Origin of the sequence: Westiellopsis prolifica IICB1 (assembly GCF_004323185.1) — a bacterium.
In the GTDB taxonomy this organism is placed as follows: domain Bacteria; phylum Cyanobacteriota; class Cyanobacteriia; order Cyanobacteriales; family Nostocaceae; genus Pelatocladus; species Pelatocladus prolificus_A.
On the sequence record NZ_NAPS01000001.1, the window covers coordinates 602,487 to 621,753 of the forward strand.

Here is a 19,267-nt window from a genome sequence, read left to right on the forward strand (position 1 = left end):
TGCGGAAAAACCAGTACTACTTTGCTGAGAATATAGTAGAGACACAACTAATTACATTTCTACTGTTGACAATTGTAATGGTCTTGTGAAAGTCCTAAAACTTCCAGAATAGTTTGAGCTAAGGCTTTCGATGCTAAATAAGGTACACCATTACCAATAGTTTTAAACATATTAGTTAATGACATACTTTCTGGAAGTACAAAATTTGCAGGTAAAGATTGTATTGCTAAAGCTTCAGCCACAGATATTCGCCGTATTTTATAAGGATGTAAATGTACTTCATTATTGCCATAGCAAGCAGTGGGAGAATAACGCCATCTGTGCAGACGTTTATATGATTTTTTGGAATTATCCCCTTCATCAATCGTAGCAATTTTTTTCATGCCTGCCCTGGGTTGAAAATAATGTTTAGCATTGGGGTGATGAAGAACATTGTTTTTCTCAAACCAATATTCGACTGTTAATTCTTTGGGAATATTATTAGGACAATGGGATATGGAATTTTCTCTGAATGGTTCACTTTTTATCCAAGGATAGGTAAAAACTATTTCTTGAGAAAATACAGAATATTTGTTCCAGGGGAAAGTAAATTTAGAGATAGATATTCCCATATCAATTATAAGCTTGTTCTGTAAACCAATCAAAATGATTCTATCTCTATCTTGAGGTACACCGTATTCCACAGAATTAATCAAACGCTCTGTTAATATATATCCAAATTTTTTGAATTTCTGCTTCAAGGATTCATAGAATGAACGATGTTTTTTAGTCTTCAACAAACCTTTGACATTTTCAAATAAAAAAAAATCTGGTTGTTGTTGGCAAATTAAGTCAACATAAGAAGCTGAAAGTTTACCGCGTTCTCCTAAATAGCCTCTATTTTTACCACCAATAGAAAAATCTGGACAGGGAGGACCACCAATAAAGCCAATGATATTATTAGATTTGCGACAGTCTTTTACTAATTCCTGTAAGCGTAGAGATTGTAAATTTTCAGTGAGTTTAGCAACATCTGCTTCTTCACCGCAATGATAACCATATTCTGCTAATGGGAGATTCAAACAAGAGCGTGCATAACGGTATGCTTCCATGAATGAAGCAGAAATTTCATTCACATAAACAATATTAAAACCGCTATTCTCAAAACCTAAATCTAGAAAACCAGACCCCGCAAAAAAGGAGAAAATACAAGGGCGATCGCTCATTTTCTTTCTTTAGCCAAATGCGATAACGATTTTGCTCCTAAGAACCTTCCCAAAAGGGAGTAAAGTTAGCCTCAACAATAACTAGAAAAATGAACCAGGAAGACCCGCGCCCTACACGAAGCATGAGCGCTGGGTAATTCAATTATTTCCTGTATGTACAGTTTTCACCCATTTCAAACGCTTAGGACGCACAGACATGCGAGCAGTGGTGCTACTGATTACTATTAACCAGTGAAGCATATAGAAAGTACCACGCAAAGTCTGAAGCAGCAGCACAAAATAACTAGATAAATTTAGCCCCTTTTGTTTTCTGATCCTTGCTAGACCAGCAAACATACCTGCCATAGACATTGTAATGGTCAAACTTGTCATGGGGCTAAGTATTGGTGGACGATGCCGAGCGATCGCCATCAATAAATCTGGTACTGCTGCTGAGGGCAAAATATACTGACTGAGCAGGAAGACCAGCATATCCCAAGTTTTGCGGCTACCCATGCGGTTTTTGAGAATTAAATCCCAATAATCCAGGTAGCGTTGATAACCACCCTCCGCCCAACGGTTACGCTGATGCCAAAGAGCGATCGCATTTGTTACACCCTCTTCTTCAACTGCGGTACTGAAGACATTTTCTATATCCCACTTATCTAGGTGCAGGCGGAATGTTAGATCCAAATCATCGGTGATTGTCTCTTCATTCCAGCCACCGCAACGTTTCAAGGCTGCTCGCCGGACAAATTGACCGTTACCCCGTAGTTCGCCCAAACCACCAATGACAGTCCGTCCCTGTTGTAAATAGGCATCTATTGCCATTTCTGCCATTTGTCCCTTTGTCCAAAAGTTTTCTTTGGCGTTGGCGATCGCTTTTCGCACTTGCACCGCCCCCACTTTTTGACGTTCAAACAAAGGTACGACTTGTAGCAGGATGTCTGGTGATACTTGAGCATCAGCATCAAACACCGCCAAAATATCACCTTTAGTGAGTGGCAAAACCTGATTCAAGGCTCCAGATTTGCCACCACCAGATCCTGGCGAGCGTTGCAGAATTTTTAATTGCTCGTATTCATGAGCAAGTTCTGCTAAAAATTGCGGCGTGCGATCGCTGCTATCATCATCAATAATCCAAACTTCGTACTTTCCTTCTGGATATTCCAGATTGCAAAGGTTTTTCACGAGTTTGCCAATCACAGCTTCCTCGTTTTTTGCAGCTACTAACACCGAAACATAAGGATAATCACCTTCTATTGCTTCATGACTATGACTGGGTCTAGCAAACACCAGCACAAATACATGAAGCCCGATGATAGTAGTTAGTCCTAGTACGAACAAATAACCCCAAGAAACAAGATGCAAAGCGATCGTGCCACTCCAGACCATTGTCAGAACTAGAGCAGCTTTGCGTCTGCGACCTTGAAACCGGGATGGAACAGACACACAAGGCGATGTCTCTTCTTCTAACTCCTCTTCCATTGATAAATCAGAAAGCAAAGAGTCGAGCGGATCAAGCTCTTTGTAAGAATCGTTTTCGGGCCAGGAATTCGCTGGCATAGGTCACTTGATTCAACCACCAGTATTTGTCAACACCCATAAAGAAGCTGGGTATCAGGTAACACCAAACTGTACAACCTTCACACACTTTTAACTTACCTTGAGATTGGCGGTAACTTTCTACCTCCTCTGACTCACGATAAAGTTCGTAAAGTCTTCCCTGGATGGGAACTCCGGTTTGGGCAAAGTGGTAACAAGGTAGCAACAGCTCGTCGTTAGGAGAAATTGCAATGACTGCATCTACCGCTTTACAGCGAGGATTCTTAGTGTCATTACCTCCAGCTTCAATAAAAGCCAATGCAGCCCTATTGTACCCGACATTCTTGTATTTCTTGGCAGTAGCTTCGATCGCTGCCACCATTTGAGGCGTAGGATTTTTATTTGAGTTGTAGTGTTCATGGGCTGTGAAAGCAGGATTCAGCCAGACGCGCACACCCAAATTTTTCCCCAATTCACCCACTTCATCAATACGTTCGTAGTTTTGGGCAGTAACGGTATGATTCAGGACTGGGAATTCTCCCAAAGACTTAGCAATTTTTACCGACTCGACCAAGTTGTCAAAAATTTTTACTCCACGTGAGTGATCGTGAGTTTCTGCATCCGCCCCATCCAAAGAGAAATTCAAAAAGTCCACTAACCCCTGAATTTCTTTTGCTTTCTGCGGATACAAAATTGTATTTGTGGTCATGCTAGTATAAAAACTTTGGCGCTTTGCCTCAGTATAAATCTGACCCACATCTTGCCGCAGCAACGGTTCACCACCTGTAAAGTCCACATATTTGACTCCCAGACGGCGTAAATCATTCAAATTATGTTTGATTGTCTCAAAATCAGCTTCTTTCCCAGGTTCTAATGCCCAGATGTTACAAAAATGACATCTAGCATTACAGCGATAAGTCAAGTAATAGTTTGCAACCAGTGGAGCCATAAAATCTTATAGTGTTACACCACTAAAGTTTTCCTTAAGACATCTTTAAACGTAGTTTACACACAGTCAATAATTATTTAGTTATTTGTCATTGGAGATCGGGGAAAGGGGATCGGGGATCAGGGATCGGGGAAAGGGGATCGGGAAGAGACTTGTGAAATAATTATCCCCCCACTCCCCCTCGTCTTCCGACTCCCCCTCGTCTCCCCACTCCCCCTCGTCTCCTTTCCCCAATCCCCGATCCCCGATCCCCGATCCCCTGTGTATCAAAATACTTTTTTGGGAATACTATGTAAAATCACCAATATGCTTGTTTTTCAAGCAACGTAAGGAATACTTAGTATGTCTTTTGATCAACTTCAACCTGCTACGGCGCAACAGGCTAATGTCTACTTGCCATACATTCAAAGCAGCAAGCGTAATTTTTTACCCTATGCCATCAGTCTCTATCACAAAGGTGTTTTAGAAGGACAGCGCAAAATAGAAGGCAGTGAGAATATTCCTTTTGTGGCGACTTGGAATATTGCGACTCTACCCTCAGACCTGACCCGTTGTCGAGTCCAGTTTGAAGGCAACGCAGACCTAAGCTATGAAGTGATGATGGCTAGCTTCGAGTTTATAAATTTTTTAATTGAAATGATGGAATATTACAAACGCTATCGCCTCACTGATTTTTCTCAGGCTTTTTACCGTAAACTCTTACGAATAGATGAATGATATTGGTTGGTGATTGGTGATTGGGCATTGGGCATTGGGCATTGGGCATTGGGCATTGGGCATTGAGCATTGNTTTTGTACTAGCTTTTCGCGGTGGCGACCTCTAATATAAAACTCAACTAATTTTAATTTTCTTTGCTCTGGCCCGCGCTAAGTGCGGGCTTTGCTGGGCATTGGGCATTGGGCATTGGGTATTGGGCATTGGGCATTGGGCATTGGGCATCGGGCATTGGAATAAATTCTCCCTTGTCCTCCCTTGTCTCCCTTGTCTTCCTTGTCCTCCCTCCCCACACTTCCCACACTTCCCACACTTCCCACACTCCCTTTTGATCCCGAATCCTTCAATCTCTTCTCTTGCAACAACGCGATCGCATTGGTTAGTCCTAAAATGAGGAAACACCAAGCAAAGGTTGTGCCGACTTTTGAATTTAGGAGTACGTGTGTGCCAAAATCTGCTAAACATTTGCTAATTGGTTCGACGGAGGCTTACTGTGGCAAATCTGCAACTATTATCGGTTTGTCTCATCTGCTACAGCAAAAAGGATTAGATATTGCCTATGGCAAACCAATAGGCACCTGTTTGAGTGAGTCTGCTGGTAGCATGGTTGAGGATGATGTCCAATTTATTGCGGCTAGTCTCAATCTCCCTGAAAACCGCATCGTACCATCCATACTGGCTTTAAATGAAGCCACAATTCAAAAACGTCTACGCGGGGAAGACAAAACCGATTATCGTCAATCTTTAGCACAACAATATCTACCAATGTCAGCTGGTAATTTGGTTTTGCTAGAAGGACCAGGTAATTTGGAAGAAGGTAGTTTATTTAACTTGTCTTTACCACAAGTAGCTGAAATTATTGATGCTGCTGTGGTGTTAGTTAGCCGCTATCAATCGCTGCTTTCAGTTGAGTCTTTATTGTCTGCTAAAAAGCGATTAGGAAAACGCCTAATTGGTGTCTTGATTAACGATGTTCCTGCACAACAAATACCAGCGCTGGATAGTACTATCCGTCCATTTTTGGAACAGCAGGATGTAGCTGTGTTGGGAATTTTGCCTAAAAACGATTTGTTACGTAGTGTCAGTGTCCGGGAACTAGTACATCAATTAAATGCAGAAGTTCTTTGCCGCAGCGATCGCTTAGATTTAATGGTGGAAAGTTTAGCGATTGGGGCTATGAATGTAAACGCCGCCGTTAAGTATTTCCGCAAACGTCGGAATATGGCGGTTGTTACAGGAGGCGATCGCGTTGAAATTCAGCAAGCAGCATTGGAAACTTCTACCCAATGTTTGATTCTGACTGGACAACTACCACCACCTCATTTTATTCTCACCCGCGCCGAAGAATTAGAAATCCCCATTCTATCAGTAGATTTGGATACCCTAACTACTGTGGAAATTATTGATCGAACTTTTGGTCAAGTACGTGTCCACGAACCGATTAAAGTTCACTGTATTCGTAATCTTATGGCTGAACATTTCGATATTGCTCGTTTGCTCAGTCTCCTGGATTTAAGTCCAGCAGCAGCCTTACCATAAACTATACTCTTTCTCTGGAAGATTATAGTGTTTTTAAATCATTCGTGAGACACAAGATCCCCGACTTCTCAACAGAAGTCGGGGATCTGCGCTTTGCGATGCTTACAAAGCATATAGGATTGCTATATCTATATTGATAGGTGTTTCATTTCCACCGACTTACTTATCTCAGACGTGAATAATGAATTATTTAGAAACCCTAAGTGAGGATAATTTTACTCACGCATTAAATCTACTCGCCGCAAATGATCCAGACCTTGACTACATTCTCAATACTTTTGGTTTACCGCCACTTTGGTTACGAGAACCAGGTTTTGCAACTCTAATTCAAATCATTCTCGAACAACAAGTTTCTCTAGCTTCAGCCAAAGCAGTTTTTGAAAGATTGCAAGCAAAAATTTCACCAATTACTCCTGAAAAGTTTTTTCAACTTGATCATACAGAATTAAAAACTATTGGATTTAGTCGCCAGAAAGCTATCTATGGACGCTTATTGGCAGAATCAATTCTTACTGGACAACTTGATTTAGATATTCTCAACACAATGAGTGATGAGGATGTTCGTAGTGTCCTCAAACAACTTAAAGGAATTGGAGATTGGACAGTAGATATATATTTATTAATGGCACTACGGCGACCAGATGCTTTACCAAAGGGAGATTTAGGGTTAATACTAGCAATCCAAAAAGTGAAGAAATTAGCACAACGACCCACACCACAAGAAATCGAAATTATTGCTGAAAATTGGCGTCCTTGGAGAGCAGTAGCGACGCGGTTGTTGTGGCATTATTATCTTAATCGCAAAGTTTGACCGCAAGATTCAGATAGATTCAACTTGTTTGCTTTGTTTATGATTGGGAGCGTGGGTGAGTTATACCAATTCTCCATTTGAAATTGCAATAAATCCATGAGTGAAGCAGACTTTTGGCAAGCTGTATTAAACAGAGATATTCGCTTTGATAATATATTTGTGTATGCAGTGCGCTCTACTGGTATATATTGCCGTCCATCGTGTGCTGCACGCAAGCCACGAAGAGAGCAAGTTGTTTTCTTTGCTTCGTCCCAAATAGCTGAAGATGAGGGTTTTCGTCCGTGTCGGCGCTGTGAACCGCAAAACCCAATAGACCCGCAAACAGAAATAGTGCGGCGTGTGTGCGCTATTATCGAAGCCAAACCGACAGATTCACTAACTTTAGCAACACTCAGCGCCCAGGTTAATGTTAGTCCTTTTCACTTGCAGCGAATGTTTAAGCGAGTCATGGGTGTGACACCTAAGCAGTATATACAAGCACAACGAATGCAAATTTTAAAAACAGAACTTAAAACTACAAGCAGTGTCACTGATAGCATTTACAATGCAGGCTATGGCTCAAGTAGTTGTCTTTATGAGTGTGCAAAAACACAATTTGGTATGACTCCTGCTACGTACAAACGTGGCGGAGATGGTATGGTAATCAACTACATAATTCTAGATTCTGCTTTGGGCTACTTGCTAGTAGCTGGTACTGAATATGGAATTTGCATGGTGAGTCTGGGTGATTCTGATAGAGAATTAGAAACTGCTTTGCTCAAAGAATTTCCGGCGGCTAATATTTATCGTTGTGAACTAAATGAAGATAACTTGAGCAAATGGGCGATGTCTGACGACAAGAAGCAGAGCTTCTACGCTCTGTTACAATACCTCAATGGTGAACAACCGAGTTCCCATCTCTCAGAATTACCCCTTGATATTCAAGCTACAGCTTTTCAAGCTAAAGTTTGGCAAGCTTTACGTCAAATTCCCAGTGGTAGCACACAAACATATAGTGAAGTTGCTCAATCTATTGGTCAACCAAGTGCTGTTAGGGCTGTGGCGCGTGCTTGTGCGACAAATCCCGTATCTTTAATTATCCCTTGTCATCGCGTTATCCGTTCTGATGGTAGCTTGGGTGGTTATCGCTGGGGTATTGAACGCAAACAATTTTTGTTAGCACAAGAAGCAGGGACTACAAGGAAGAGGGAAGGGGGAACAGGGAACGGGGAGTAGAATACTGAGTTTTTTAAACGCAGGCTACGCTAACAAAAATCTAATAGGAATTTTGTATCAGCTTGCATTATTAATGTATTGGCTTGCATTATTAATGTATTGGCTTGCATTGTTAATGTATCAGCTTGCATTGTTAATGTATGGGCTTGCATTGTTAATGTATGGGCTTGCATTGTTAATGTATGGGCTTGCATTGTTAATCTATTTAACCCAAAAGAGTTTAAGTTACGAGTCTTCATAACTATACTCAACCCCGTATCGTAGAAATCTAACCCTAAAATCAAGCAATTNACGCTAACAAAAATCTAATAGGAATTTTGTATCAGCTTGCATTATTAATGTATTGGCTTGCATTATTAATGTATTGGCTTGCATTGTTAATGTATGGGCTTGCATTGTTAATGTATGGGCTTGCATTGTTAATGTATCAGCTTGCATTGTTAATGTATGGGCTTACATTGCGATTTGTTGGGCGATCGCATAAGCTTTAGCTTTACCCATAATCAAGCAATTTAACCCAAAAGAGTTTAAGTTACGAGTCTTCATAACAATACTCAACTAGGAGTCGTCAATGCCAACCAGTCACGACCTCTCAGTAGTTATAGATGATCTTGTAAAATCAGCTTTCACTCAAGATGAACCTGGAGTAGCAGTCATTGTTACTCAAGCTGGCGAAGTTATCTATCGCAAAGGCTATGGAATGGCAAACCTGGAACTTGGTGTGCAGATTCAGCCAGACATGGTTTTCCGCCTCGGCTCAATCACCAAACAGTTCACAGCAGTGGCTATTTTAATTCTACTAGAGCAAGGTAAGCTCGCCCTTGACGACTCAATTACTAAGTTTTTGCCCGATTATCCTACTCACGACCACTTAATTACAATAGAACATTTATTGACTCACACTTCTGGGATCAAGAGCTATACCACTATACCTGAGTGGTGGTCTTTACAAACAAAAGATTTCACCGTCAGTGAATTAATTGATTTTTTCAAATATCAGCCCATGCAGTTTGCACCGGGAAAGCAATGGATTTATAACAATTCAGGATATATTTTACTGGGCGCGATTATCGAAAAAATATCGGGGCTGACTTATGGGGAATTTATTCAGCAGCATATATTTGATGTGCTGGGAATGAAGCATTCCTACTATGATGTGGCACAACGTATTATTCCTCAGCGTGTTTGCGGTTATCAAACTGGAGCAAATGGTTATCTCAATGCCAACTATCTGAGTATGACACAACCCTATGCTGCGGGTTCCTTAGCTGCAAATGTGGATGACTTAGCAATCTGGGATGCAGCACTTTACACAAATAAATTAGTCCCACAGAAAACACTCCAGCAAGCATTTACAACCTATAAATTAATAGATGGTTCATTGACTAATTACGGTTATGGTTGGTTTATTTCTGATTATGAAGGACATCGATTGGTAGAACATAGTGGTTCAATTAACGGTTTCTCCACCCACGCTATCCGCGTACCAGATGACCAAATTTTTGTAGCTGTACTCTCAAATAGTGAAAGTAAAGGTTCAGTTATCCAACAACTCATAGTGAAAATAGTCGCCCTCACCATTGGAAAACCATATCAAGAACCACAAGCAGTTCAGGTAAATTCAGAAATTCTTGCGACGTATACTGGTGTCTACCAACTGAACGAAGCTTTAGAAATCATTATTACCTGCCAGCAAAATACCCTTTTCTGCCAAGGAAAAAGTTCTACTCCCCAAGAACTTATAGCAATTTCCCCAATCGAATTTATTTTCAAATCAAATAGTTTTTCCAAGCTTCAATTTATAAAAAATACAGAAGGAACAGTTGCAGGAGTTGAGCTACATATTCGTTTAAAACCACCAGAAGTGGCAAAGAAAACAGCTAAACCCTTACCGGAGAGTAGTTCCACAAAAGAGAAAACTAGTAGTGGTTTGTAGTGAGGACTTTAGTCCTCAAATGAGCGCGGTAGCGTACCCTACCCTACGGGAACGCCTTACAGCGTATTAGAAGCCGCTACCCCGTCTACACTACGAACCCATCAAAATTAATATGGTGAACCAATAGTACGCTTTGCTCTCCCGAAAAACCGTATTCAAGCACAGTCCATCCCAGTCTAAAATAGTAGCCTGAACAAGCATTAACCATAATTTGTGTTTTTATGACTGCTGCTACGACTGTAAAAACAGAGTATGAAGCGATTATTGGCCTAGAAACCCATTGTCAGCTGAGTACCAAAACTAAAATTTTCTCTTCTAGTTCCACGGAATTCGGAGCTGATCCTAATACTAATATTGACCCCGTTTGTATGGGTTTGCCTGGTGTATTGCCTGTACTCAACGAAAAGGTTCTAGAATACGCTGTCAAAGCGGGTTTGGCGCTGAATTGTCAAATTGCTGAATATAGCAAGTTCGATCGCAAACAATATTTTTATCCTGATCTTCCTAAAAATTATCAAATTTCTCAATACGATCTACCCATTGCCGAACACGGTTGGTTAGAAATTGAATTGGTAGATGCAGATGGTAATCCTGTGCGTAAAAAAATTGGGATTACTCGTCTGCACATGGAAGAAGATGCAGGAAAATTAGTACATGCAGGTAGCGATCGCCTGTCTGGTTCGTCCTATTCTTTGGTAGACTACAACCGGGCTGGTGTGCCGTTGGTAGAAATTGTCTCGGAACCAGATTTACGTTCTGGACAAGAAGCTGCGGAATACGCTCAAGAGTTACGCCGGATCATGCGTTATCTCGGTGTCAGTGATGGCAATATGCAAGAAGGTTCACTGCGCTGTGATGTAAATATTTCTGTGCGTCCCGTCGGTCAAGAAAAATTTGGCACGAAAGTAGAAATTAAAAATATGAACTCGTTCAACGCCATTCAAAAGGCGATTGAATACGAAATCGAACGCCAAATTGCAGCCGTAGAAGCGGGTGAACGCATTATCCAAGAAACCCGTTTGTGGGAAGAAGGCGCTCAACGCACAATTAGTATGCGGACTAAAGAAGGTTCTAGCGATTATCGCTATTTCCCAGAACCAGATTTAGCACCAATTGAAGTATCAGACGAACAATTACTCACATGGCGGTCTGAATTACCAGAACTCCCCGCCCAAAAACGCCATCGCTACGAAGATGAGTTGGGTCTTTCAACCTACGATGCGCGAGTTTTGACTGAGGAACGCGCTACTGCTGAGTATTTTGAAAGTGCGATCGCTCTCGGTGCTAACCCCAAAGCTGCTGCTAACTGGATTACTCAAGATATCGCTGCTTACCTCAACAAAAATAAACTTAGCATCACCGAAATTGCCCTCACTCCCCCCAATCTCGCCGACGTCATCAGTCGAATTGAAAAGGGTAAAATTAGCAACGCCCAAGCTAAAGAAAAATTGCCCGATTTGCTCAGTGGTGTTTCTCCAGAAAAAGCCTTTGCAGGTCAAGAATTAATCAGTGACCCCAGCGTCTTAGAACCCATCATTGATGAAGTGATTGCTGCAAATCCCAAAGAATTAGAGAAGTACCGCAATGGTAACGTCAATCTCAAAGGCTTCTTCGTCGGACAAGTCCTGAAAAAAACCAACAAACGCGCCGACCCCAAGCTCACTAACCAATTGGTAGAGAAGAAGTTGAATGGGTAATATCGGGGATTCTCCAGAGGAGACGCTACGCGAACGGGGAAAGGGGATCAGGGATTGGGGATCGGGGAAAGGGGATCAGGGATTGGGGAGAGGGGAGAGACAAAAAAACAAATTTCTCCTTCTCCTCCCTGCCTTGTCTGCCTTGCCTTATCATCCTATTTCCCTTTCCCCAATCCCCGATCCCCGATCCCCTTTCCCCAATCCCAAAATTTTTCCAAAAAGGGGTGTTGCCCCTCATGCCAATAATGCTATACTATGCTAGTTAGATGCACCCTGATGATCTGGAGAGCTACCCAAGTGGCTCTCTCTTTTTTTGTTTAATTTTTCTTTGATGAATTTTTACTCTGGTTATTTACTGCGTATCTTTGAAGAATTAAAATGGCAAAACTAACTGTTGTTCTCCCCAATAGTGCATTCACGGAGATTTTTCAGGAAACCTTGATAAAAAACTAGATAAGGGGTATTGCCCCACACCCCAAAAATGATATACTCTGATATGTAGATGCACCCTGATGATCTGGAGAGCTGCCCAAAAGGCTCTCTTTTTTTTTATCTGTTGCGATCGCAGTATGATTAAGCAACTAGCAACAAAAAATATTTTTCCTAGTTTTTTCTTATCACCTTTGCTACATACAGTTATCTAACCAAAAACAAAAGAAGTTAATTAAGGTGTATTGCCCCACACCCTGGAAATGGTATATTGTGTTATATAGATGCACCCTGATGATCTGGAGAGCTGCCCAAGTGGCTCTCTATTTTTTTTGTCATTGCTTTAGAGACGCGATAAATCGCGTCTGTACAATAGAGATTTGATAAATCGCGTCTGTACAATAGAGACCTGATGAATCGCGTCTGTCATTGGTCATGATTTATTGATTTTGGACGAAGGACAAATGACAAAGGACAAATAACAGAGGACTAATACTTGGTATAATCGCCAGTCAGCCGAGTAATAGTTGCAAGGGGGAAATCATGGCAGAGTGGCATGAGATTACTGGTGGTGTGACTGCACCGAGAGGATTTCGGGCATCTGGAATTAAGGCGGGATTGAAACCTTCAGGATTGCCAGATTTGGCGTTGATAGTATCAGACGTAGAAGCGATCGCAGCTGGGGTATTTACAACCTCTCAAGTCAGAGCAGCATGTGTAGATTATTGCCGCCAACATTTGCAAGCCAAGCATAACGCCCGTGCTATTCTCTGCAACGCCGGACAGGCAAATGCTGCTACAGGTGAGCAAGGTTGGTTGGATGCGCTAGAATCGGCGATGGCGATCGCTCAAGGCTTAAATCTCCGCAGTGATTCAATTCTACTGGCTTCGACTGGGGTAATTGGACAGCGTATACCGATGGATAAACTCAAAGCTGGAATTCCCCAATTAGTAGCAGCACTATCTGAAACTGGTTCCGATGCTGCCGCAGGTGCGATCATTACTACAGACTTAGTACCAAAATCCATTGCTCTAGAAACAACAATAAGCGATCGCCCAGTCAGAATTGGTGGTATTGCCAAAGGTTCCGGGATGATTCATCCGAATATGGCTACTCTGCTAGCATTCGTCACCTGTGATGCAGCCGTTTCCCCTCATCTTTGGCAGCAAATGTTAAGTAGGGCAGCAGATAGAAGTTTTAATTCGATTACCGTTGATGGTGATACTAGTACTAACGATAGCTTAATCGCCCTTGCTAATGGTGAATCCCGCACCCCAGCCATTACCGAAATGGGACAGGAAGCTGAAAAATTAGAAGCGATGTTAACAGCAGTATGTCAGCATTTAGCCAAAGCGATCGCTCGTGATGGCGAAGGTGCAACTTGTTTGGTGGAAGTGCAAGTCAGTGGCGCACAAGATGAACAAACTGCACGTCAAATTGCCAAAACTATTGCTGGTTCTTCTTTAGTAAAATCTGCAATTTTTGGACGCGATCCTAACTGGGGACGGATTGCGGCGGCTGCGGGACGTGCCGGCGTACCTTTTGAACAAGAAAATCTCAGAATTCAGTTAGGGAATTTTTTAATGATGGAAAATGGTCAACCCCTAGCTTTTGACAGAAAAGCAGCAAGTGAATATCTACAAAAAGCTGCTGCGGGTGCTTATCTCAAAGAAGATACCGTATTAATTTCTGTAAGTATAGGCAATGGTCATGGTTCCAGTAAAGCTTGGGGTTGTGATTTAAGTTATGACTACGTGAAGATAAACGCCGAATATACGACTTGAGAGGAGAATTTTGCCATGTAGAGACGTTGCAGTGCAACGTCTCTATAGATTTTAAATGTCAATCGATTTATATTCTCTAAGCAGTATTGGAAGGCATTCTAGCGAAATTTGATGATAATAAGAGATTTGCAAGACTTAGGCTAGATTTTTGCCTTAAAAATCAGTTTTATAACTTCTGAAGCTAATTTAAGACTAAGAAACTTGATTCAGGACTCAAAAACTTGATTCAGGACTCAAAAATTTGATTCAGGACTCAGAAACTTGATTCAGGACTCAGAAACTTGATTCAGGACTCAAAAACTTGAATAGCAATTTGTGTCAATACTGCAAGGGATAGGATTTTTCGTCATATTTTTGGGGTTGTAGAGACGCGATATATCGCGTCTCTACAGGATTTAAATGTCAATTGATTTGTCTTATCTGAGCAGTGTAGGGATTTGTGTGAGTTGCAACCATGAATAATTCCGAAGCGATCGCCGTCGGGAGTCACGTTTCAATCCCTAATAGGGATTTGTGTGAGTTGCAACGAACGCGCACTAAATTGATAGACGTGATTGACGATGCGTTTCAATCCCTAATAGGGATTTGTGTGAGTTGCAACATGAAATTAGAAATCTGGGTAAATGTCGTAGAAGTTTCAATCCCTAATAGGGATTTGTGTGAGTTGCAACTTCAGCAGTATGTAATAGAATCCACAATGGATTTCGTTTCAATCCCTAATAGGGATTTGTGTGAGTTGCAACTTTGGTGACATCTCCCGCATCTGGTGCGATCGCTATGTTTCAATCCCTAATAGGGATTTGTGTGAGTTGCAACTGCTCAATTTGGAAGCCTTGCTGTATTTGGTTTTCAAGGTTCAGTGGTGCAGACCTGGAGTAAATATAGCGTTTGAGCGATCGCACTGTCAACAGTGGTTCGGAAAAAATCGCTTCAAAAGCTTTCTTAGCAGGAGTTTCAGACATTGCGCGAACCTCTTTTTTGTTTTGAGTGGCTCAAATCTAGAACAGGCAAAGCTTTCAGGCGTAAAGTTCGAGTCTTGGTTTCAAACACCTACAGGTTGGCGCAATCATAGGCTAAAAGAGTTCATGGTCAGGGGAAAATCTCTATACCCCCACACTGATTTTCAATCAATTAAATAAGGGCTAAAACCCCTACTACAAACCTATCAAAATTAGTGTATTGGGATAATAGTTAATATATCGCTAAAAAAAGCCTATAAGTTTGTTTTCTGCCAAAATGCCAAATGCTAGCGAACTGATCCTGTTATTCACGCTATTTTTGGTAGATGGAATTAGATAGATTATTAGGGAGCATCTTATGAAATTTCAAGCTTTTGGGCAGCATATTACTAACACCGATAGTGATGGGCGTGGCAGTGGCAGGTAAGGAAAAAACTATCAATGTTGGGATAAAATTAAAATATTTTCTGTGATTAAAAAACAGATTACAATAACCAATATTAGTTAGTTGAAGACTACAGTCTTGACTACCTACCAAAAGTTTTAGTGAATCAAATGCATAATTTTATGAGGTTATAAATCCTCGTAAAATTATGCATCAAGGCTAAAGTCGCTGACTACGAAAAAACTTTGCGCGTTTCAATTATTACTATGCCGCGTCTCTTAATTGTGCCTTTTCGTTGACATCGGTAACATTCAAAGATAATTGTTCGGCGTAAGGTACAGCTGCTTGTTCTAAAATTTTGACTTCGATATTCACACTTACCAAATAGCTACCGGTGTCAGCACCAACAGCTTCAGTCACTAGTTTGGCAAGATCAGGACGTTTGGCTGTGAGTGGATCGCGTAGAATACACCGATCCCAGTCATGTTTAGCAGTTGGATTGAGGCTGAGGATATAGTGCTTAATCATAGTGGCAAACCTTGATCCATCTCCAAAAGTCTGTCTAGTCTGAGAAAACGTGAAAGGGAAAAGGTAAAGAGATAATGTCCTTCCTCCTTTGTCCTTTCCACATTTCACATCGTGAATCCTCTTTTATTATAGTATATTTGTACTAAAAGAGGAAGGTAAATGAAAATTTCTTGGTGTCTTAGTGTCTTGGTGTTTCAATAATTCTTTTTTCACCACAAAGACACAAAGAGGAAATATTAGACCTTTTGCATTCGTGCAAAAGGTCTAATGACCATTGACTGTTGAGTGTTGCTCCTTGATCCTGGACTCTGAACTAACTAACATTTGACCATCATTTACCCAGATGGCTTGTTGGGGGACGGGAATAGAGATTCCAGCATGATCGAAGGCTATTTTGAGACGACGGCGAAATTCTCGCGCGACATCCCATTGTTTGAGTGGTTGAGTTTTGATCCAGACACGAATTAATAAACCGCGATCGCCAAAGTTATCGATTCCCAAAACTTGGGGTGTTTCGACTATTTTGTGTTGCCATTCTGGATCGTTATCCATGTCTAAAGCAACTTTTTTGATTAAATTCAAGGCTTTGTCAATGTCAGTTTGGTAGTCAACTGGAATTGTTAAATCAGCGCGTGACCAACGACTAGAAAGATTGGCGACAATTTTAATTTCACTGTTGGGAATAGTAATTAAGCGCCCTTCTGCATCTCGAACTTGGGTCATCCGCAGATTGAGATTTTCTACTAAACCTCCCACAGTTCCCACAGAAATCACATCGCCTAAAGCGTACTGGTCTTCTAGGATGATCAAAAAGCCGTTAATTGCATCTTTGATCAAGTTTTGGGAAGCCAGAGATACGGCCACACCAACTAAACCTGCACCTGCTAGCAAAGGAACGACATCTATACCTAAGGACACCAGGGCAAATAGAATACCTACACCTAACCAAACAATGGTGACGATACTTTTTGTGACACCAGAAATCGTAGAAACTCGTAGTTGGAGACGTTCAGAAGTTTCTGGAGTTAGTAAAGCGCTGCTACTGACAAGGGCAGAAGTGAAACGATCTATGAGGACATAGCTCAGACGCACTGCTACATAAGTGCCAATTGCTACAGCACCTAGTTTGACAGGAATTTGCAAACCCAAAAAAATTCCTAACTGGAGCGATCGCGTGTAGGGAAATAAGCCCAGGACAAACAAACCTCCACCTCCCCAAATCCCTACTTGGGCGATCTGATGCAGTCGTTTCTGGACTTCTTGGATATGAGTTTGCTGCTGTTTATTTAATTGCAGTGTAATCGGTTTAGCTGTTGGTGAAGCGGTAGCAGAAGCTAGCTGTTGTTGGATTGAAAGCCTTTGTGAGCGGTTTTTCCACTGAGTCAGTCCCCAACTAATGGCAAGGATAGTAAGTCCACATCCAACAGCAATTGCACCCTGACGGACTAAAAACTCTGGTTCTCGCTCTTGTCTTGCTTGTTCTAATTGTTCTTGTAAACTTTCCGAGATTTGCCTTGCTAGTGTTAAAGCATCTACCTGTCGCAGTCTGGCATCTTGGTCAGTAATGGTCAATAACTGTCGGTTGTTGACATAAATTACTGGCAATCCGTTTTCGGTCTTAACCTGCACATCCAAATTGGCGTCAGGATTTTGAAAGTAGTTTTGGCTAATTTGATCGAGATTTTGCTGGATATTCTCTAGACGCTCCGTAATATTCGCCCTTGGTGCGGTGATCTGAAATAAACGCCTACCATCCAAATAAACCCAACCTGTAACTGTTCTGTTGTCGGAGTCACTACTCCGCAGATTCGGCGGTTGCAGGTTCGGTATAAAAGGAATCTGCGCTGTAGCTTGTGGCATTACTCCAACAGTGACGACTATTGAAGAGAAAGCGATCGCTACAAATCGAGAGCGCAATGGATACCTCCTTTTTCAGTGAACAGTTATCAGTGAACAGTTATCAGTAAGTAATTTAATTTGATAACTGATTACTGATTTTATCCATACTGGCACATCACTTTCAGTAATTATACCTGTCTACGGGTTGAGTATTTACCCCTATTTACTTTATGAGAATTTTATTATTTTTTCAAATTTATTTTTGTTCTACCTAAACTCAACACTGTTAGGCAATTTTGGATTTTGGATTTTAGATTTTGGATTGATTCCCCAATCCCCGATCCCCGATCCCCAATCCCCAACCCCCATTTTCACAAAAATACTGGTTGAATTTGCCTTTCTTGGAATACTCTAGTAGAGTACGTAAGAATTTACGTCACCTTATTAGTTTGTATAGAGGAACTATTTGATGACCGCAACATCTCCCCGATTAAAGCACGAGGTTAAGGACCTCGGCCTCGCTCCCTTGGGAAGACAGCGCATTGAATGGGCAGGACGTGAAATGCCAGTTTTACGGCAGATTCGCGATCGCTTTGCTCAAGAAAAACCTTTTGCAGGTATTCGCCTTGTAGCTTGCTGCCATGTCACAACTGAAACAGCAAATCTGGCTATTGCTCTCAAAGCTGGTGGTGCAGATGCTGTATTAATTGCCAGCAATCCCCTCTCCACCCAAGATGACGTAGCTGCTTGTCTCGTCACCGATTACGAAATTCCTGTCTTCGCGATTAAGGGCGAAGATAACGAAACTTATAACCGCCACGTCCAAATTGCTTTAGACCACCGTCCGAATATTATTATTGATGATGGTTGTGATGTGGTTGCCACCTTGGTACAAGAACGCCAAGAACAACTGGCAGACATTATTGGTACTACAGAAGAAACCACTACCGGAATTGTGCGGTTGCGTGCCATGTTTAGAGATGGCGTTCTCAGTTTCCCTGCTGTGAATGTCAACGACGCCGACACCAAGCACTTCTTTGACAACCGCTATGGTACTGGACAATCAACCCTAGATGGGATCATCCGCGCTACAAACGTCCTACTAGCTGGTAAAACCATTGTTGTTGTTGGTTATGGCTGGTGTGGTAAAGGTACAGCCCTGCGCGCCCGTGGACTTGGTGCGAACGTAATTGTTACTGAAATTGATCCGATTAGAGCGATCGAAGCCATCATGGATGGTTTCCGCGTTCTGCCAATGGCAGAAGCTGCACCCCAAGGCGACTTGTTTATTACCGTGACTGGTAACAAGCACGTGATTCGCGGCGAACATTTTGACGTGATGAAAGATGGTGCGATCGTTTGTAATTCTGGTCACTTTGATATTGAAATTGACCTGAAAGCCTTGGGCGCAAAAGCTAAAGAAGTCAAGACAGTCCGCCCTTTCACCGAAGAATATCGTTTACAAAACGGCAAGTCAGTTGTAGTTTTGGGTCAAGGACGCTTGATTAACCTCGCCGCTGCTGAAGGACACCCCAGCGCGGTTATGGATATGAGTTTTGCTAACCAAGCTCTAGGTTGCGAATACCTCGTGAAGAATCAAGGCAACCTAGAACCCGGTATCCACTCCATTCCTACCGAAGTAGACCAAGAAATTGCCCGGTTAAAATTACAGGCCATGGGAATAAAAATAGATACCCTCACACCTGAACAAATCGAGTACATCAATTCTTGGACTTCTGGAACCTAATCTT

14 protein-coding genes and 1 CRISPR repeat array are annotated in these 19,267 nt (G+C 41.8%); of the genes, 8 read left to right on the forward strand and 6 right to left on the reverse strand.

Annotated elements, in window-relative coordinates:
* Positions 1-59: 59 nt before the first annotated feature.
* From B4U84_RS02590 to B4U84_RS02600, 3 genes are all read right to left on the reverse strand, one after another.
* The gene (locus B4U84_RS02590; RefSeq protein ID WP_131115373.1) at positions 60-1,205 is read right to left on the reverse strand and encodes a DNA cytosine methyltransferase; all 1,146 of its coding nucleotides are present in this window, start codon (positions 1,203-1,205) and stop codon (positions 60-62) included.
* 138 nt (positions 1,206-1,343) lie between these two features.
* Positions 1,344-2,750, reverse strand: coding sequence for a glycosyltransferase family 2 protein (locus B4U84_RS02595; protein WP_131115375.1), 1,407 nt, complete (start codon positions 2,748-2,750; stop codon positions 1,344-1,346).
* Positions 2,704-3,678 (reverse strand): radical SAM protein, encoded by a 975-nt coding sequence (locus B4U84_RS02600; RefSeq protein WP_017311771.1) that lies wholly within the window; start codon positions 3,676-3,678, stop codon positions 2,704-2,706. Before B4U84_RS02600 ends, B4U84_RS02595 begins: the two co-directional genes overlap by 47 nt.
* 342 nt (positions 3,679-4,020) lie before the next feature.
* On the opposite strand from B4U84_RS02600, the gene ebsA reads away from it, so the two are divergent.
* The 4 genes from ebsA (at position 4,021) to ada (ending at position 7,958) form a co-directional block, all read left to right on the forward strand.
* Positions 4,021-4,395 (forward strand): type IV pilus biogenesis protein EbsA, encoded by a 375-nt coding sequence (gene ebsA / locus B4U84_RS02605; protein WP_017311773.1) that lies wholly within the window; start codon positions 4,021-4,023, stop codon positions 4,393-4,395.
* Between the two features lie 442 nt (positions 4,396-4,837).
* Positions 4,838-5,932 (forward strand): phosphotransacetylase family protein, encoded by a 1,095-nt coding sequence (locus B4U84_RS02615; RefSeq protein WP_017311774.1) that lies wholly within the window; start codon positions 4,838-4,840, stop codon positions 5,930-5,932.
* A gap of 181 nt (positions 5,933-6,113) precedes the next feature.
* On the forward strand, positions 6,114-6,743 hold the full coding sequence (locus B4U84_RS02620) for a DNA-3-methyladenine glycosylase family protein (protein WP_131115377.1): 630 nt from the start codon (positions 6,114-6,116) through the stop codon (positions 6,741-6,743).
* Between the two features lie 96 nt (positions 6,744-6,839).
* Positions 6,840-7,958 (forward strand): bifunctional DNA-binding transcriptional regulator/O6-methylguanine-DNA methyltransferase Ada, encoded by a 1,119-nt coding sequence (gene ada, locus B4U84_RS02625; RefSeq protein WP_131115379.1) that lies wholly within the window; start codon positions 6,840-6,842, stop codon positions 7,956-7,958.
* 29 nt (positions 7,959-7,987) lie between these two features.
* Here the strand turns inward: ada and B4U84_RS02630 are convergent.
* On the reverse strand, positions 7,988-8,248 hold a 261-nt coding region (locus B4U84_RS02630; protein WP_510650794.1), incomplete at its 5' end, for a hypothetical protein.
* A 281-nt stretch (positions 8,249-8,529) separates the two neighbouring features.
* On the opposite strand from B4U84_RS02630, the gene B4U84_RS02635 reads away from it, so the two are divergent.
* The 3 genes from B4U84_RS02635 (at position 8,530) to argJ (ending at position 13,805) form a co-directional block, all read left to right on the forward strand.
* A complete protein-coding gene (locus tag B4U84_RS02635; RefSeq protein WP_131115383.1) occupies positions 8,530-9,894 on the forward strand; it encodes a serine hydrolase domain-containing protein in 1,365 nt (454 codons plus the stop codon).
* 221 nt (positions 9,895-10,115) lie between these two features.
* Entirely contained in the window at positions 10,116-11,591 is a 1,476-nt protein-coding gene (gene gatB / locus B4U84_RS02640; RefSeq protein ID WP_131115385.1) for an Asp-tRNA(Asn)/Glu-tRNA(Gln) amidotransferase subunit GatB, read from the forward strand.
* A 972-nt stretch (positions 11,592-12,563) separates the two neighbouring features.
* Positions 12,564-13,805, forward strand: coding sequence for a bifunctional ornithine acetyltransferase/N-acetylglutamate synthase (gene argJ / locus B4U84_RS02650; protein WP_044453067.1), 1,242 nt, complete (start codon positions 12,564-12,566; stop codon positions 13,803-13,805).
* Between the two features lie 490 nt (positions 13,806-14,295).
* Positions 14,296-14,621: a CRISPR direct-repeat array (repeat unit 37 nt; unit sequence GTTTCAATCCCTAATAGGGATTTGTGTGAGTTGCAAC).
* Between the two features lie 792 nt (positions 14,622-15,413).
* Here argJ and B4U84_RS02655 read toward each other — a convergent pair.
* A complete protein-coding gene (locus B4U84_RS02655) occupies positions 15,414-15,677 on the reverse strand; it encodes a hypothetical protein (protein ID WP_017311781.1) in 264 nt (87 codons plus the stop codon).
* Between the two features lie 264 nt (positions 15,678-15,941).
* Complete coding sequence (locus tag B4U84_RS02660; RefSeq protein WP_510650795.1) at positions 15,942-17,594, reverse strand: DUF8459 domain-containing protein; 1,653 nt, start codon at positions 17,592-17,594, stop codon at positions 15,942-15,944.
* A gap of 391 nt (positions 17,595-17,985) precedes the next feature.
* On the opposite strand from B4U84_RS02660, the gene ahcY reads away from it, so the two are divergent.
* Positions 17,986-19,263 (forward strand): adenosylhomocysteinase, encoded by a 1,278-nt coding sequence (gene ahcY, locus B4U84_RS02665; protein WP_017311784.1) that lies wholly within the window; start codon positions 17,986-17,988, stop codon positions 19,261-19,263.
* Positions 19,264-19,267 lie beyond the last annotated feature (4 nt).

Excerpts from the sequence above, each read along its gene's own strand:
- B4U84_RS02600 (WP_017311771.1), bottom strand. The coding sequence starts at position 3,678 with ATGGCTCCACTGGTTGCAAACTATTACTTGACTTATCGCTGTAATGCT.
- B4U84_RS02655 (WP_017311781.1), bottom strand. The coding sequence starts at position 15,677 with ATGATTAAGCACTATATCCTCAGCCTCAATCCAACTGCTAAACATGAC.
- ahcY (WP_017311784.1), top strand. The coding sequence starts at position 17,986 with ATGACCGCAACATCTCCCCGATTAAAGCACGAGGTTAAGGACCTCGGC.
- gatB (WP_131115385.1), top strand. The coding sequence starts at position 10,116 with ATGACTGCTGCTACGACTGTAAAAACAGAGTATGAAGCGATTATTGGC.
- B4U84_RS02620 (WP_131115377.1), top strand. The coding sequence starts at position 6,114 with ATGAATTATTTAGAAACCCTAAGTGAGGATAATTTTACTCACGCATTA.
- ebsA (WP_017311773.1), top strand. The coding sequence starts at position 4,021 with ATGTCTTTTGATCAACTTCAACCTGCTACGGCGCAACAGGCTAATGTC.
- B4U84_RS02635 (WP_131115383.1), top strand. The coding sequence starts at position 8,530 with ATGCCAACCAGTCACGACCTCTCAGTAGTTATAGATGATCTTGTAAAA.
- argJ (WP_044453067.1), top strand. The coding sequence starts at position 12,564 with ATGGCAGAGTGGCATGAGATTACTGGTGGTGTGACTGCACCGAGAGGA.
- B4U84_RS02590 (WP_131115373.1), bottom strand. The coding sequence starts at position 1,205 with ATGAGCGATCGCCCTTGTATTTTCTCCTTTTTTGCGGGGTCTGGTTTT.
- ada (WP_131115379.1), top strand. The coding sequence starts at position 6,840 with ATGAGTGAAGCAGACTTTTGGCAAGCTGTATTAAACAGAGATATTCGC.
- B4U84_RS02595 (WP_131115375.1), bottom strand. The coding sequence starts at position 2,750 with ATGCCAGCGAATTCCTGGCCCGAAAACGATTCTTACAAAGAGCTTGAT.